Here is a 14,894-nt window from a genome sequence, read left to right on the forward strand (position 1 = left end):
ATGGTGCTCCCCATGTCGCGCTTCGATATCGAATTGCTGTTCATCTTTGACGAGATCTATAAAAGCCGCAATGTGACGCGCGCGGCGGAAAACCTGGGCTTGCCGCAATCGACGGTAAGCATCGGCCTGGGCAAGCTGCGCACGCATTTCGGCGACCGCCTGTTTGCGCGCACCTCGAAAGGCATGGAGCCGACGCCGCGCGCGCAGAACGCGGTGCAGGACGTGCGCGCCGCGATCGCCGCCTGGCAGCATGCGCTGGCCGACCAGCCCGTGTTCGACCCGGCCGCCAGCACGCGCGAATTTGCCATCTGCATGACGGACATCAGTGAAATCGTGCTGCTGCCCACCCTGCTCAACCACCTGCAGCAGATCGGGCCCGGCATCACCTTGGACGTGTCGAAGATCGCCACCGACACGCCCGAGCGCCTGGAGGGAGGCGAAGTGGACCTGGCCGTGGGCTTCATGCCGCACCTGGAATCGGGGTTTTATCAGCAAAAACTGTTCGAGCAGCACTTTGTCTGCCTGGTGGCCAGCAGCCACCTGCGCATCCGCGACACGATGACGGTGGAAGAGTTCCTGCAGGAAGGGCATATCGAAGTGAAAAGCTCGGGCACGGGCCATTCCATCGTGGAAAAAGTACTGGCGGCGGCTGGCGTGCAGCGGCGCATCGTGCTGAAACTGCCCAGTTTCCTCGGTGTATCACGCATCGTCGCCGAAACCGAGTACATCGTCACGGTACCGTACCGCTACGCGCTGCAGATGCAGGACCATGAAGCGTTCCGCATCCTGCCCCTGCCCGTACAACTGCCCAGCTTTTCAGTCAAGCAGCACTGGCACGAGCGCTACCATGAAGATGCGTCGAACCGCTGGCTGCGCCAGACGATGGCGCAGCTGTTTGGCGCGGCTTGAGGTGACTTATTCGCCGGACAGCAAATGGTTCGCCGTCCGGGTGTCAAACGCCAGCCGCGCCGCATCGATGGCGTCGCGGTGGCCATGGGCCCAGGCGCTCAGCGCGCTGATAGGGATCAATAGCGAGCGCCCCAGGTCCGTCAAGGCGTAGTCGACGCGCGGCGGCACGGTGGGAAACACGGTGCGCGTCACCAGGCCGTCGCGCTCCAGCCCGCGCAGGGTCAACGTCAGCATGCGCTGCGAGATGCCGCCGATCAGGCGGCGCATCTCGTTGAAGCGCTTGGTGCCATTGCCCAGCAATATCACCACCATCACGCTCCATTTGTCGCCCACGCGCGTGAGGATATCCGTGATCGGGCGGCAGGAAGCGGCCACGCCCGCATGGCCGCCTTCGTCGCGCATGCGCCGTTCCAGCTCCGCTCTTTGCGCGGCGGCATCGCCCATAGTCACATCCGTGTGCCCCAGTGTGGAAAAAGTGCCTTCTTGTGCGTTCATTTGATAGTCACTATATTTAACTCGGTTACAAAAGCATACCACCCGATCATACCACCCAAGAAGGCCCACATGAACATCCTGCACATCGATTCGAGCATCCTCGGCGAGCATTCCCTCAGCCGCCAATTATCCGCCGCCATCGTCGCCCGCCTGCAAACGGCCGCGCCCGGCGCCACCGTCCAGTATCATGACCTGGCCGCGCAACCATTGCCGCAATTTACGGCAGCACCGAGCGCCGCCGACGGCCTGGCGCTGGCTGGCGCGCTGGAGCAAGTGCTGGCCGCCGACGTCATCGTCATCGGCGCGCCCATGTACAACTTCGCCATCCCCAGCCAGCTCAAATCGTGGCTCGATGCGCTGGCCGTGCCCGGCAAAACCTTCCAGTACGGCGCCAACGGCCCCGAAGGTTTATTGGGCAGCAAGCGCGTGATCATCGCCTCGACGCGCGGCGGCTATTACGGCGCCGACACGCCGATGGCGGCCCTGGAACACCAGGAAAGCCATCTGCGCGCCTTCCTCGGTTTCCTCGGCGTCACGCAGATCGAGATCGTGCGCGCCGAAGGCGTCAAGGTCAGCGACGCAGCCAGGGCGCAAGCGTTGACGGGGGCCTTCGAGCAGATCGGGGCGCTGCAAGCCGCGTAAGGAGTGCCGGCTGCGCCGCAAGCCGTCGCGGCGCAGCCGGCAAGGAAGCGCCAGATGCGCTAAGCTGCTGGCACCCCAACCACAAGGACCACCATGACCCTGATCGTCGTCGCCACCATCGATGCCCAAACTGACCATATCGACGCCGTGCGCGCCGCCCTGGAAGTCGTCGTAGTACCGAGCCGCGCGGAAAGCGGCTGCCTGCGCTACGAATTACACCTCGACAACAAGATTCCTACGCGCTTCATCATGCTGGAAGAGTGGAGCAACCAGGACGCGCTGACGGCGCATTACGCGACGCCCCACTTCAAGACGCTGGTGGCCGCCGTGGGCGACAAGACCGTCAAGATCGACGTGGCCGAGTTGAGCAAGCTGAAGTAACGGCCGGCACTGCGCTAGGTGTGAAGTTGCAAGAGGTTATTCTGGCCGGATCTGAGCCGTGACATTGGGGCCTTGCCAGCAATGCCCTGATGCGGCCGGTGCCAGTTGTAGTGATGGTTCCATTCTTTGAGCATGTTGGCCCGCTCCAGTGAGTTGTTATAAACAAAGCCGTAAGCCCATTCGCGCAAGGCTGACTGGATGAAGCGTTCGGCCTTGCCATTGGTCTGTGGCCGATAGGGCCGTGTAAAGCGGTGCTTCAATGCTATCTGGCTACAAGTGGCCTTGAATGACTTGGAGCGAAAGGCTGAGCCGTTATCGGTCAACAACGCTTTGGGGCGCACCCCGAGTGAGCAGAAATAGGCATGGGTATTGGCGAGGAATCGGTTGGCATTCTCCTGGGTTTCGTCAGGATAGAGCTCCGTGAAGGCGATGCGGGCATGGTCGTCAATGGCGATAAACAAGACTTCCCAGCCGGCGCCGCGCGTACGGTCTCGCCGGTCTCCCGTCGCACGATGGCCGGTGGTTTCAATGCGCCCGAGCTTCTTGGTATCGATATGAATCAGGTCGCCTGGTTCTGCATGCTCGTAGCGCTGCACCGGCTCGACGGGATCGAGATTGCTCAGTTTGGAGAGGCCGGCGCGCGCCAGCACACGGCTAACTGTGGCCTTCGATATCTGCAGGTACTGGGCGATCCTGGCCTGCGTCATGCGCTTCTTGCGTAGCTCGACAACGGTCAGCGCCTTGCCTGCGTCCAGAGCCAAAGGGCTATGCGCGGGACGCGACGAGCGATCCATCAAACCATCCCGATCTTCGGCAAGGAAGCGCCCCAGCCATTTGCGCACGGTCGCCTCGCTCACGGCATAGCGGACAGCGGCCTGGCAGACCGGCAGGCGGTGATGTAGTACGTCTTCGACCATCTCGACTCGACGAATCAGCGTTAATCGGGCATTCTTATGGATGTTCATTCGGTTGGTTTCCTTGAGAACTGGGGGTTTGGCGATTTCCAGTGTCTCAAATCCAATCCGAATGAACCACAACAACCTATTGAAACATCACAGCTAGCGCGTGGCCATATTGGAAAGTTGCCATCTATAATATGGCAACTTTTCTTTATGGCCATCATGACACCATTTTCCAAGATACAAGGCGCCCTTGCGGCCGCCGCCCTGATCCTCTGCGCCGGCGCGTCGGCGCAAGCGCCCCTGACCAAGCTGGTGGGCGAATACAATCTTGCCTCGTCGGCAACCGTGCCGGCCAGCACCTGGGGTTACTCCAAAGGACGCATTTCGGTCAAGCAACTCGACGAGCGGCACCTGCTGATCGCCCTGTCCTGCGAATGGAAACGCGAGCCGAAGGCAGTCTGCGGCGATTATTTCCACGCCCAGCAGCGCGACGACGGCCTGTATCTGCAGGACATGAATACCTTCGCCATGCGCGTGTACTTCGATCCTGCTTCACGCAAGCTCACCATCATCTCGCGCGGCGCCGACGCCAAACAGAGCGTGCGGCACGACGTGTTCGCCGCCACGACGGCGCCGCTCACGGATCCCGCTTTGGTACGGCGCATGAAGCGCGAACTGTCGAATGCCGACAGCAAGGAAAACCGTCGCGTGTTCGGGCCCTACACCAAGTGGGATTACCAGGAAAACCGCATCGAATTCCAGCGCCAGGACTTGACGACGCCATGATGCCGCGCCTGATCCAGCCCCTGCGCCGCCAGCTGCTGCGCCTCGCCGGCGTCCTGCTGTGTTCGCCCGTACTCGCACGCGCGGCAGACAAGGACCTGCCCAGCGCCGTGCGTCAGCGCATCCTGGCCACCCTCGACGCTCCGCTGCCCACGGTGCTCAATGTGCAGCATCTGGCGCTGATACGACGCTTCAACATCGGCTGGTCGCCCGTGGAAAGCGGCGCGCCCATGCTCAATCCGGCCTACCCGCTGGGCAAGGGCGATACCCTGCAACTGACCATGCAGGCCATTGCCAGCAAGGATGCGGCGCTGGCCGCGCAGCGCCTGATGGAGGCGGCGCTGCTGCTGCCCCACTTCGTGCAGATGGCCGACCTGAAGCCTGGCAGCTATGCCAACGGCAAGGTACCCTTCGCCCTGACCAGGCAGCATGTGACACTGCTGCGGCAACAGTCGTGGATGCCGCTGGAAATGCTGGGCATGGCGGCGGAAGACTACCTGGCCGAAGGCTATTGGCCCACTCCGTCCGTCGACGGCAAGCGGCCGTATGGCGACTTCACGAATTACCCGGTGGAAATGGCGCAGGTACTGGGCCTGCCAGTGCGCAAGGAAGCGAATGGCAACCTGGCCATCACGCCCGCGCTGCGAGCGGAACTGAAAACGCTGCACCAGCAGACCATGGCCGCGTTGCAAGTGTTCGTGCGCGAAGCGGGGTTGCGGCGCAATACGGTGTAAAAAGATAGGCAAGAACACAGGCTGGCCAGCTAAGCCTGAGCCGCCGCCTGCCGTATCAGCACTTCGGCCGGAATACCCAACTCCTCATGCCGGCGGCGGATCATCGGCAGGGTCAGCTGGCGCGTGCCATTGAGAATCTCGTACACGCGGTTCAGGCCGATCAGAGAACTTCGCCAGGCTCTCGCCGCTCAGCCTTGCGGCACCGGCTGCGGCATAGGAGCCGGTGCGGGAGCCGGCTCCTGCACCGCCTTGCCATGCGACTCCTGCCCGCCCTCGCCTTCGGCCGGCATGGCCAGCGGCGCCGGCGGCGCGCCCTCTTGCAGCAAGTCACCCGGCTCTTCCACCGGTTCATCCTCGGGCTCGTCGACTGGCTCCACGTGGCGCAGCGGCGGGGGTGGCTTGCCGCCGGGGAAGATGGCGTCGCGCGACAGTTTTCCCGTGTCGAGCGCCGTCTTGAAGAAGTCGCCCACCACCAGCACGGCGTTGTGGCCGCCCTGGCCCCAGTAATTGCTGCGCATGGTGACGCGCGCGTCATTGAAGCCGACCCAGGCGCCGCCCACCAGTTCCGGATGCATCAAAATAAACCAGCCGTCCGCATTGTTTTGCGTGGTGCCGCTCTTGCCGGCCACGTCGGAGCGGATGCCAAAGCGGCTGCGGATGGCCGTGCCCGTGCCGCGGTCGATGACGCCGCGCATCATGTCCGTCAGGGTGGCGGCCGATGCTTCCTGCATGGCGCGCTTGGGCTTGTCTTCGCCGAAGCGGGCGATGACCTTGCCTTCGCGGTCGGTGATGTGCGTGACGACAAACGGCAGGCGCGCTTCGCCCTGGGCCGCGATGCTGGCGTAGGCGTTGACCATTTCCAGCAAGGTGACGGGACTGGTGCCCAGCGCCAGGGACGGCACTTTTTCCAGCTTGCTGTCGCGAATACCCAGCGCGCGCGCCAGCTTGATGATCGGCGGCAAGCCCACGTCTTGCATCACCTGCGCCGTGATGGTGTTTTTCGAATACACGAGACCATCGCGCATGGTCATGTCGCGCCCCGTGGTGCCGCTCATGTCCGTCGGGCGCCAAATCGTGCCATCGGACGCCTTGATATCCATCACGGCATCGCGGTAGACGTGCTCGGGACTCAAGCCCTTTTCCAGCGCCGCGCCATACACGATGGGTTTAAATGTGGAACCGGGCTGGCGCGCCGCCTGCGACACGTGGTCGAATTGTTCGCGCGCAAAGTCGCGGCTGCCCACCCAGGCGCGCACGGCGCCCGTGGCAGGGTCCATGGCCGTAAAGCCCGCTTCCAGGCGCGTCTTCGACTTGCGCAGGGCCGCCATGAAGGCGCGGTCGCCCTTCAGCTGTGCCAAAGCCGCCTCCGGCGTGCCACCGGCGGCCGTCAGCTTGCGGTAGTCACCCGACTCGCGCACGAAGGCGTCAAGCAAGGCCGGGTGGGATTTCCAGAAATAATCGAAGGGCACGCTGCCGCCCTGCATGCCCGCGTACATGCCTGTCGAGGTGGACGACGGCACGCCCGCGCGGCTCCATTCCACGTCGGCGATCGCCTGCAAGGCATTCGCCTGGCGTTCGACGGCGCGCTCGGCCGCCTGCTGCAAGTCATGGTCGAGCGTGGTGTGCACGATCAAGCCGTCACGCTCCAGGTTGTAGTCGTTCTCGTCGGCCCAGTCGATCAGCCACTTGCGCACATAGGCCGTGAAATGGCTGTCCGATTGCGCCCGCTCGCTCTGGCGCTCGAAATGCAGGCGCAGCGGACGCTTGATCAACTGCTTGTAGCGCGCCTCGTCGATGACGTCATGCTTGCGCATCTGCCCCAGCACCACATTGCGCCGCTGTAAAGAACGTTCGGGATTGCCGACCGGATTGTAGTAATTCGTGCCCTTGAGCATGCCAACCAGGGTGGCGCTTTCCAGGATATCGAGGCGCGAGGCTGGCTTGTCGAAATAGGTACGGGCCGCCATTTCGATGCCGTAGGTGTTGTACAGGAAAGGCACAGTGTTCAAATACGCTTCCAGGATTTCCGTCTTGCTGTAGGTGGCCTCGATTTTCAGGGCCGTGATGAGTTCCTTCAGCTTGCGGTTCAGGTTGCGCGAGCGGCCGATTTCCTCGGGGAACATATTGCGCGCCAGTTGCTGCGTGATGGTGGAACCGCCCTGGGGGTTGCCGCTTGCGGTGTGCAAGACGGCGCCCGCCGTGCGCGTAAAATCGATGCCGTGGTGGTCGTAGAAGCGGTGATCTTCCGTCGAGATCAAGGCGCTGATCACGTTCGGCGAAATCTGCTTTAACGTGACCCGTTCCTGCAAGCCCTGGTCGAAGCGGGCCAGTTCCTCGCCATCGGCGCTGACCATGGTGCTCGGCGCGGCCGCGCGCGCCTGGCGCAAGTCGTGGATGCTCGGCGTCAGGGGAATCAGCAGCAGCATGTACAAGGTCAGCAGCGCCAGCACGGCCAGGAAAGACCATAGCCCCAGCACCAGCGCGCGCCGCACGGGCGGCAGGGTCATCAGGTGCGCGTGGCCGCGCCGGTACAGCGCCACCGCCTTTGTCCACGTCACTCCCGCCACGCGCAAGGCTTGCGCGCGCGCCCATGTCCATGCCTGCCGTGCTTTTTCCTGAAACTGCTCCATGCCTGATGCCATGCTTGTAACCTTGTCTGATGCCGGAAAATCCGTTTCAGCAAGTATATAGGGCGGGCAACAAAGCGGGCCGGAATTTACGCCAGGCAAGCATCCAGGCGCGCCAGGGTGACGCCGACATACGCGCCCACGCAGCGCGCGTCATGCGTCGTAAACGGGTTTTCCAGTTGCAGCAGGCCGCAGTCGCAGATGACGGGATCGACCTGGGTCACGACGCCCAGCGCCAGGTAGCGCCAGCCATCGAGGCGACGCAAGCCCTGCTCCCGGCCGGGGTTGGCGCGGAAGATGGCGTCCCAGTCGTCAAGTTCGCTGGCCATGGGCCACAGTTCGAGCTGGACTTGCGTGCCGGCGGCCATCTGCCTGCCGCCGAACTCGTCCATCACGTGCAGGCGCTGGCCATCCACGTCGATGACGGCTTCCAGGTACTCGCCATCGGTGGCGATGAAGGTGGCGGCGACGATGCTGGCCGTCACTTCTGCGCCTGCTCCAGCAGCGCCGGCAATTCCTTCAGCATGGCCTCGCGCGTGCGCAAGCCGGCCGATTGCTCACCCTTCTTGTCATCCTGCACCAGGCGCGCAAAGACGATGCTGCGCTCGCCCTTGCTGGCCCAACCCACGAACCAGCCGTAGCCATGCGCTTCGTCAAAGCTGCCGTCGGCCTTGCGCGGGAAGGCGGCGCCCGTCTTGCCATGCACTTGCCAGCCGCCCACGTCCGCCAGGCGGGTCAGGCGGTGCGTTGCTTCCATCGCCTGTTTCGTCACGGGCAGCTGGTAATTGACCAGCTTGCGCAAGAAGCCCAGCTGTTCCAATGGTGAAATTTTCAGAGAAGAGCTGATCCACGAACGCTCCAGACTGTTCTCCTTACCCGGATCTCCCGACACGTCCGCATTGCCATAGCGCAAAGCCTTCGCGTATTTCTGGAAGCGCTCGGCGCCCAGCGCCTGCGTGATCTGCTGCGAATACCAGACGACGGAATACTGCATCCAGCGCGACGGGTCCGTATCCTGGCGCCAGGCTTCGCCGCCCCAGTCCACATAGCCCTGGCGGTACGGCAGAGCCGGCTTGTGCTCGTCCTTGAGGAAGCCGGCGTCATAGCCCATCAGGCTGAGCGCGATCTTGAACGTGGATGCGGGCGTGACTCTGTCGAGGCAATTGCCCTCTTGCAGCAAGACGGCGCCTGTTTTGGCGTCGGCCATGGCGGTGCAGATGGTGGCGGCCTGGGCCTGCGAAGCGGCCAGGGTGGCGGCCGTCAGGCCGAGGATAAACTGGAACAATGCGCGATATTTCATGGGCCTCCGGGGTTGGGGGAGAAGGACAAAGCGAAATTGTACCGGGCAGCACGGCGCGATGCCAGCGCTGATAACATTGCCTTGACGTTAGTGACCGCCCGGCTGGCGCTCCCGCTTCAGCCGCTCCTCTTCCAGCTCGTCCATGCCCAGCTTTTCCTCGTCGATCAGCGCATGCTCGCGCCGTTCGCGTTCCACTTCTTCTTCCAGGCTGTCATCGTTGACGTCCCGCTCGATTTTCTCCGGCATGCTGCCCTCCTTCACGGTGGTTGACTAGTATTCTCCGGCAAGCTTGCCCGCCTGCGCCACGGCATCGTGCGGATGCAGGCTTTCCATATGCCGTACGGTAACACGCGCCTGCGGATGGCGTGGCGCCAGCGCCGCCTGCACGCGGCGGGCCGCGTCTTCCACATACATCAGGTTAGCACCATTCAGGCGCGCGAACGCCTGCTCGTCCGCCCGTTTCACGGCCGTCTGCAGCGGTGTCGCCAGTGCCGCTTCCACCAGGTCGATCAGGGGAAACAGGTCCAGCTCCGCCTGTTCCGTCAAGGGCACCGTGACCGTCGCCGTGCTGCGCTGGCTGTGCGGCGTGGCCAGGCTCGCGTGTTCCTGCAGCCAGGCGTGCGCGGCCGCGCCGTCGATGCCGCCCGCACCGAACTGCGCCGCGAAGGCGTCGGCCAGCAATTGCCGCGACAGCGCCGCCGAACATGGACAGGTCGACGAGTAGCCGACCTCCACCGTCAGGGACAGGGCAAAGCCCTGCGGAGTAACACTGGCCTGCAGGCGCACGGGATACGATTTCCAGCCAGACAGCCCCGCCGTCAGCAGCGCCGGCTGGCGCCGCAGCAGGGGAAAGGCCAGCGCCAGGCGCGCCTGCGTGCTGCCGCAATCGGCATGGCTGTCCACCATGCGCCGCAGCACGGCGGCCAGGGCGCTCGCATCGAGCGGTTGCGCGGCGGCAAACGCATCGAGCAGCAGATACAAACGCGACATGTGGATGCCCTTGACGTGCGGGTCGGGCAAATCGACTTGCACGTCGGCCCAGGCATGCACTTGCTGCGCCTGCCCGCCCTCTTCCAGCCACAGGGGCAAGGCGATGCCTTGCATGCCGACCCACTCGAGCGGAAAGGGGCTGCCCAGATGGGGGCCGGCCGCCACATCGGGCAGCGGCGAGGATAGGGAATCGCGCTTCATGGTGATACTCCATATGCAAACAAGTTGCATATCATGAAGAAAAATCCTCGCATTTGCAAGCAACTTGCATTAATGGAGCATATTGACGGGTTAGCTGGCCTTGCGAAACGTCAGATTGATGCGCTGCGCGCCCAGCACCGCGTGTTCACCTTCCTTCAGGGGCGCCACGCCGTGGAAGCGCAGGCGGTCGGCGCCGCCCCACACCACCACATCGCCGTGCAGCAGGCCGATGCGCGCCGCCTTGTCGGCCCGCCCGGCGCCGCCGAACAGGAAGGTGGCGGGCAAACCGAGCGAGACGGAAACGATGGGCGCATTGAAATCGCATTCGTCGCGGTCCTGGTGCAGGGCCATGCGCGCGCCGGGCGCATAGCGGTTGACCAGGCAGGCGTCGGGAACAAAGCCCGGATAGCCGGCCGCGAGCGCCGCCTCATGCGCCAGACGCAGGAACACGGGCGGCATCGGCGGCCAGGGAAGACCGCTGTCCGGATCGCGCCGCGCATAGCGGTAGCCGCGCCCATCCGTGACCCAGCCCAGGGGGCCGCAATTGCTCATGGCAACCGACATGCGCAAGCCGCCCGGCGTGGCCATGTGGCGCAGGGGAGCCGCCAGCACGATGGCGTCAAGCGCCGGCAGCAGTTCGTCCAGGCAGGGCAGCGCGAAAGCGCGCAGCAGGATAGACGCGCACGAACCCGGCACCAGCGGCACGGGGCCGGCCGGGACTTGTTCTTCATCGGCGAACAGGGACAGGTTCATGCCGCCTATTTTAGCCGCGCCATGGAAAAAGCGCGCGCGGCCGCCCCATGGTGCGCTACAGTAGCGCTTCCAGCCACTACCACCCGCCTCCACGATGGATCATTACGCCGATTTGCTGCAAACCCTGGCGCAGCAGGAAGAATCCCTGCAATTCGAACGCTTCGACAACGACGCCGCGCTGGCCGTGGGCCTGTGGATCGTCGAGGAAGTGCGCAAGCGGGGCAAGGCCGTCACCGTCAACATCACGCGCAATGGCCAAGTGCTGTTCCACCACGCCATGACGGGCGCCACGGCGGACCAGGCGGACTGGATACGCCGCAAGAACAATACGGTACAGCGCTTTTGCCGCAGCTCCTACTACATGGGCATCTCGTATAAAAGCCGCGGCAGCACCTTCGAAGACGTGAAATACCTCGATGACATCGAGTACGCGGGCCACGGCGGCGCTTTCCCCCTGCTGATACGCGGCGTGGGACTGGTCGGCACGGTCACCGTTTCCGGCCTGGCGCAGGCGGACGACCACGCGCTGGTGGTGGCCGCGCTGCAGGCGCAGCTGGACGCGCACTGACGCCTCGCAGGCGCCATCCGCGCCGGCAACCGGGACAGGCTCTAAATGCGCTGGCCGCCGTCGATGGGAATTTCCGCCCCCGTGATGTACGAAGCGCGCTCGCTGCACAAAAACTCCACCAAATCGGCCACTTCGGCAGTCGTGCCCAGGCGGCGCAGGGGGATTTGCGTGTCGACGATGTGCGAAGTGCCAGGCGACAGGATGGCCGTGTCGATCTCGCCCGGTGCGATCGCGTTGACGCGCACATTCAGCGGCGCCATGTCGTTGGCCATTTCGCGCGTTAGCGACGCCAGCGCCGCCTTCGAACTGGCATAGGCCGAGCCGGCAAACGGGTGCACGCGGTAGCCGGCGATCGAGCACAGGTTCACGACGGAGCCGCGCGCGTTCGACAATTCCTGCGCGAAGCCGCGCGTCAGCGCCAGCGGCGCAAAAAAGTTGGTGTTGTACATTTCCTGCCACGTCTGCATGTCGGTGGTCAGCGAATTGACGCGCGAGCCGCCCGGTCCTTTCGGCGACACGCCCGCATTGTTGACCAGGGCGTGCAGTTTCGAGTCGCCCAGCATGGGGCGCAGCGTCTCGACCATCTGCCCGATCTGGCTCAGGTCCGACAAATCCATGCACACATGCGTGTTGTGCTCCTGGCTGCGCGGGCAGCCGCCGGGAATCGGGCTGCGCGAGACGGTGATGACCCTCCAGCCCAGACTGCGGAAGCGTTCCGCCACGGCGTGGCCGATGCCGCGGCTGGCGCCCGTGACGATGGCGGTTTTTTGTTCACTCATGTTCCTGTTCTTCCTTATCCTGTTCTTGTCCGGTTGTGCCGGCGTGGAGGCGCTCCTGGCGCATGACATAGGCCAGCATCTGCGTGCCGCCGTCGAGGATGTCCTGTTCGATGGCGCGCCGCGCGGCCGCGCCGTCGCGCTGGCGCAGCGCGCTGATGATGGCATGGTGGTGGCCGACCCGCATGTCGGGCGAAAAGCTGGCGTAGCCGGCGGCGATCAGCGGCGCCGTCTGCATCCACAGGTGGTCGACGAAGCGTTTCAAGGTCGGCATGCCGGCCGCCTGCGCCAGCCCCAGGTGAAACGCCTGGTTGCATTGCAGGGCCGCTGCCAGGTCGTGGCGCGCGATGGCCTCTTCATTCGCCTGCAGCAGGCGCTCCAGGTCGGCCAGGGTGGTGGCGTCGATGCGCTGCGCCGCTTCAAACGCGCCCAAGCCTTCCAGTTCCAGGCGCAGCGCGCGGATTTCCAGGTAGCGCGCCACGCTCAGCACGGGCACGCGGAAGTCGCGTGGCGAACGCAGCACCAGCGCCTCTTCCTGCACCAACTGCAGCATCGCGTCGCGCACGGGCGTGACGCTGGTGCCCAGCTGCAGCGCCAGTTCGCGGATGCGCAGCCGGTCATTCGGCTGGAAGCGCCCGGCCGCCAGCGCTTCGCGCAGCATGGCGTACACGGACTTGCCCAGATTGACGTGCACCAGACTGTCCAATTGATGGTTCATACGTGTTCTTGATCGTTGAGAAATTATGATGCATCATACATCAATGTGAAAAACAGTGTTTTTCATGGCGTGCACAGAAGACAGGACGCGCTGCCAGACCGTACAATCAGCCGCCACCGTCTCGAAAGGAATGCACTTGAACTGGGATTATCCGCACGCCCATACCCTGCCCGTCACGCCCGAAGCGGGCGACATCGACGGCTTGCAGCACACGAATAACGCCGTCTATGTGCGCTGGTGCGAACATATCGCCTGGCACCACTCGGCCACCCTGGGGCTGGACCTCGACGATTACCGGCGTCTGGACCGGGCCATGGCGATACGCCGCGGCGAATACGACTACCTGCTGCCGACGCGGGCCGGCGAAGCGCTGACCCTGGCCACCTGGCTGTGCGCCAGCGATGGCCGCTCCAGCATGGAACGGCGCTTCCAGCTGATCCGCGACAGCGACGGCGCCACCGTCGTGCGCGGACGCTGGAACTTGATCTGCATCGAATTGAGCAGCGGCCGCGCGCGCCGCCTGCCGCCCGAGTTTCTGGCCGTGTACGAACCAGCCATCGTCGCGGCCGGCGCGTAAAAGCGGACGCCTGGAGCGCCGTTTTGCGCGCCGTTCGGCGAAGATGCGGGGCTTTTCTTGCGCCTCCGCAGTGCAACATGCATTTCGCTCCTGCTTTGCCCGTGCATGCTTTAGAATCAGCGACCTCAGCCCCGTAAAAACAGGATAAAACATATGACGGCAGTCGGGAATACCGAACCACAAGAGCTCAAGCGCGGCCTCAAAAGCCGCCACATCCAGCTCATCGCCCTGGGCGGTGCCATCGGCACCGGCCTGTTTCTGGGCATCGCGCAAACCATCAAGATGGCTGGCCCCTCGGTCCTGCTGGGCTACGGCATCGCCGGCGTCATCGCCTTTCTGATCATGCGCCAGCTGGGCGAGATGGTGGTCGACGAACCCGTCGCCGGCTCCTTCAGCTATTTCGCCGACAAATACTGCGGCCACCTGCCCGGCTTCCTGTCGGGCTGGAATTACTGGGTGCTGTATGTGCTCGTCAGCATGGCCGAACTGACGGCCGTCGGCATCTACGTGCAATACTGGTGGCCCGGCGTGCCCACCTGGGTTTCGGCGCTGATCTTCTTTTGCGTCATCAACGCCATCAGTTTGTTGAATGTCAAAGCCTTCGGCGAGATGGAGTTCTGGTTCGCCCTGATCAAGGTGGTCGCCATCATCGGCATGATCGTCTTCGGCGCCTGGCTGCTGGCCTCCGGCGACGCCGGTCCGCAAGCCTCGGTAGCCAACCTGTGGCAGCACGGCGGCTTCTTCCCGAATGGCTGGCAGGGACTGGTGATGGCCATGGCCGTCATCATGTTCTCGTTCGGCGGCCTGGAACTGGTGGGCATCACGGCGGCCGAGGCGGATGACCCGAGCACGACGATTCCGCGCGCCACCAACCAGGCCATCTACCGCATCCTGATTTTCTACATCGGCGCGCTGGGCATTTTGCTGTCGCTGTACCCGTGGCAAAACGTCGTCACCGGCGGCAGCCCCTTCGTGCTGATCTTCCATGCGCTCGACAGCAACCTGGTGGCCACGGCCCTGAACGTGGTGGTGCTGACGGCCGCCCTGTCCGTCTACAACAGCGGCGTGTACTGCAACACGCGCATGCTGTTCGGCCTGGCCAAGCAAGGCAATGCGCCGCGCGCGCTGCTGCACCTGAACCGCCGCGGCGTGCCGCTGGTGGCACTGGGCGTCTCGGCCCTGGCCACGGGTGCCTGCGTGGTGGTGAATTACTTCATGCCGGGCGAAGCGTTCGAAGTGCTGATGGGGCTCGTCGTGTCGGCGTTGATCATCAACTGGGCCATGATCAGCTGGATCCATTTGCGCTTCCGCGCGCAGAAAAAAATCGAAGGCAAGACGACCCTGTTCCAGAGCCTTGGCTACCCGTTTACCAACTACCTGTGCCTGGTGTTCCTGGCAGGCATCCTGGTGATCATGTACCTGACGCCGGGCCTGCGGATTTCCGTCTACCTCATACCCGTGTGGCTCGCCGCGCTGGGCGTCGGTTACTGGATCAAGCAAAGTAGGGCCAAGGCCTAGACTGCCTCGCGCCGCATCAA

18 protein-coding genes are annotated in these 14,894 nt (G+C 64.0%); 8 read left to right on the top strand and 10 right to left on the bottom strand.

Annotated features, from left to right (window positions below; genetic code table 11):
* The first annotated feature begins 12 nt into the window (after positions 1-12).
* The gene (locus AC3IQ7_RS17775; protein WP_489206865.1) at positions 13-909 is read left to right on the top strand and encodes a LysR family transcriptional regulator; all 897 of its coding nucleotides are present in this window, start codon (positions 13-15) and stop codon (positions 907-909) included.
* 6 nt (positions 910-915) lie between these two features.
* Here the strand turns inward: AC3IQ7_RS17775 and AC3IQ7_RS17780 are convergent, their stop codons facing one another.
* Positions 916-1,311 (bottom strand): winged helix-turn-helix transcriptional regulator, encoded by a 396-nt coding sequence (locus AC3IQ7_RS17780; protein ID WP_489210475.1) that lies wholly within the window; start codon positions 1,309-1,311, stop codon positions 916-918.
* Positions 1,312-1,473: 162 nt separating this feature from the next.
* On the opposite strand from AC3IQ7_RS17780, the gene AC3IQ7_RS17785 reads away from it, so the two are divergent.
* Complete coding sequence (locus AC3IQ7_RS17785) at positions 1,474-2,046, top strand: FMN-dependent NADH-azoreductase (protein ID WP_489206866.1); 573 nt, start codon at positions 1,474-1,476, stop codon at positions 2,044-2,046.
* 93 nt (positions 2,047-2,139) lie between these two features.
* On the top strand, positions 2,140-2,427 hold the full coding sequence (locus AC3IQ7_RS17790; protein ID WP_489206867.1) for a putative quinol monooxygenase: 288 nt from the start codon (positions 2,140-2,142) through the stop codon (positions 2,425-2,427).
* A 14-nt stretch (positions 2,428-2,441) separates the two neighbouring features.
* Here the strand turns inward: AC3IQ7_RS17790 and AC3IQ7_RS17795 are convergent, their stop codons facing one another.
* Positions 2,442-3,392, bottom strand: coding sequence for an IS481 family transposase (locus AC3IQ7_RS17795; protein ID WP_489206470.1), 951 nt, complete (start codon positions 3,390-3,392; stop codon positions 2,442-2,444).
* 156 nt (positions 3,393-3,548) lie between these two features.
* On the opposite strand from AC3IQ7_RS17795, the gene AC3IQ7_RS17800 reads away from it, so the two are divergent.
* Both AC3IQ7_RS17800 and AC3IQ7_RS17805 read left to right on the top strand, forming a co-directional pair.
* Positions 3,549-4,115, top strand: coding sequence for a hypothetical protein (locus AC3IQ7_RS17800; RefSeq protein ID WP_489206868.1), 567 nt, complete (start codon positions 3,549-3,551; stop codon positions 4,113-4,115).
* On the top strand, positions 4,112-4,846 hold the full coding sequence (locus tag AC3IQ7_RS17805; RefSeq protein WP_489206869.1) for a hypothetical protein: 735 nt from the start codon (positions 4,112-4,114) through the stop codon (positions 4,844-4,846). The genes AC3IQ7_RS17800 and AC3IQ7_RS17805 overlap by 4 nt, the downstream gene beginning before the upstream one ends.
* Before the next feature lie 188 nt (positions 4,847-5,034).
* Here the strand turns inward: AC3IQ7_RS17805 and AC3IQ7_RS17810 are convergent, their stop codons facing one another.
* The 6 genes from AC3IQ7_RS17810 to alkB all read right to left on the bottom strand — a co-directional run bounded on the left by AC3IQ7_RS17810 (position 5,035) and on the right by alkB (position 10,717).
* Positions 5,035-7,488, bottom strand: coding sequence for a penicillin-binding protein 1A (locus AC3IQ7_RS17810; RefSeq protein ID WP_489206870.1), 2,454 nt, complete (start codon positions 7,486-7,488; stop codon positions 5,035-5,037).
* 74 nt (positions 7,489-7,562) lie between these two features.
* Entirely contained in the window at positions 7,563-7,958 is a 396-nt protein-coding gene (locus AC3IQ7_RS17815) for a hypothetical protein (RefSeq protein ID WP_322428812.1), read from the bottom strand.
* Positions 7,955-8,773, bottom strand: coding sequence for a class D beta-lactamase (gene blaOXA / locus AC3IQ7_RS17820; RefSeq protein ID WP_489206871.1), 819 nt, complete (start codon positions 8,771-8,773; stop codon positions 7,955-7,957). Before blaOXA ends, AC3IQ7_RS17815 begins: the two co-directional genes overlap by 4 nt.
* An 87-nt stretch (positions 8,774-8,860) precedes the next feature.
* A complete protein-coding gene (locus AC3IQ7_RS17825) occupies positions 8,861-9,019 on the bottom strand; it encodes a hypothetical protein (RefSeq protein ID WP_158301156.1) in 159 nt (52 codons plus the stop codon).
* 24 nt (positions 9,020-9,043) lie between these two features.
* On the bottom strand, positions 9,044-9,964 hold the full coding sequence (gene folE2, locus AC3IQ7_RS17830) for a GTP cyclohydrolase FolE2 (RefSeq protein WP_489206872.1): 921 nt from the start codon (positions 9,962-9,964) through the stop codon (positions 9,044-9,046).
* A 90-nt stretch (positions 9,965-10,054) separates the two neighbouring features.
* On the bottom strand, positions 10,055-10,717 hold the full coding sequence (gene alkB / locus AC3IQ7_RS17835; RefSeq protein WP_489206873.1) for a DNA oxidative demethylase AlkB: 663 nt from the start codon (positions 10,715-10,717) through the stop codon (positions 10,055-10,057).
* 94 nt (positions 10,718-10,811) lie between these two features.
* Here alkB and AC3IQ7_RS17840 point away from each other — a divergent pair, with 94 nt between their 5' ends.
* Positions 10,812-11,285, top strand: a complete 474-nt coding sequence (locus tag AC3IQ7_RS17840) for a heme-degrading domain-containing protein (protein WP_116744637.1) — start codon at positions 10,812-10,814, stop codon at positions 11,283-11,285.
* 41 nt (positions 11,286-11,326) lie between these two features.
* Here the strand turns inward: AC3IQ7_RS17840 and AC3IQ7_RS17845 are convergent, their stop codons facing one another.
* Complete coding sequence (locus AC3IQ7_RS17845) at positions 11,327-12,064, bottom strand: SDR family NAD(P)-dependent oxidoreductase (RefSeq protein ID WP_489206874.1); 738 nt, start codon at positions 12,062-12,064, stop codon at positions 11,327-11,329.
* Positions 12,057-12,779 (bottom strand): GntR family transcriptional regulator, encoded by a 723-nt coding sequence (locus AC3IQ7_RS17850; protein ID WP_489206875.1) that lies wholly within the window; start codon positions 12,777-12,779, stop codon positions 12,057-12,059. The genes AC3IQ7_RS17845 and AC3IQ7_RS17850 overlap by 8 nt, the downstream gene beginning before the upstream one ends.
* 136 nt (positions 12,780-12,915) lie before the next feature.
* Between AC3IQ7_RS17850 and AC3IQ7_RS17855 the strand changes: the two genes are divergently transcribed.
* Entirely contained in the window at positions 12,916-13,356 is a 441-nt protein-coding gene (locus AC3IQ7_RS17855; RefSeq protein ID WP_489206876.1) for an acyl-CoA thioesterase, read from the top strand.
* A gap of 153 nt (positions 13,357-13,509) precedes the next feature.
* Complete coding sequence (locus tag AC3IQ7_RS17860; protein WP_322428819.1) at positions 13,510-14,874, top strand: amino acid permease; 1,365 nt, start codon at positions 13,510-13,512, stop codon at positions 14,872-14,874.
* The last annotated feature ends 20 nt before the right edge of the window (positions 14,875-14,894 follow it).

The sequence above is a fragment of the Janthinobacterium sp. GL_088 genome, from assembly GCF_057837845.1.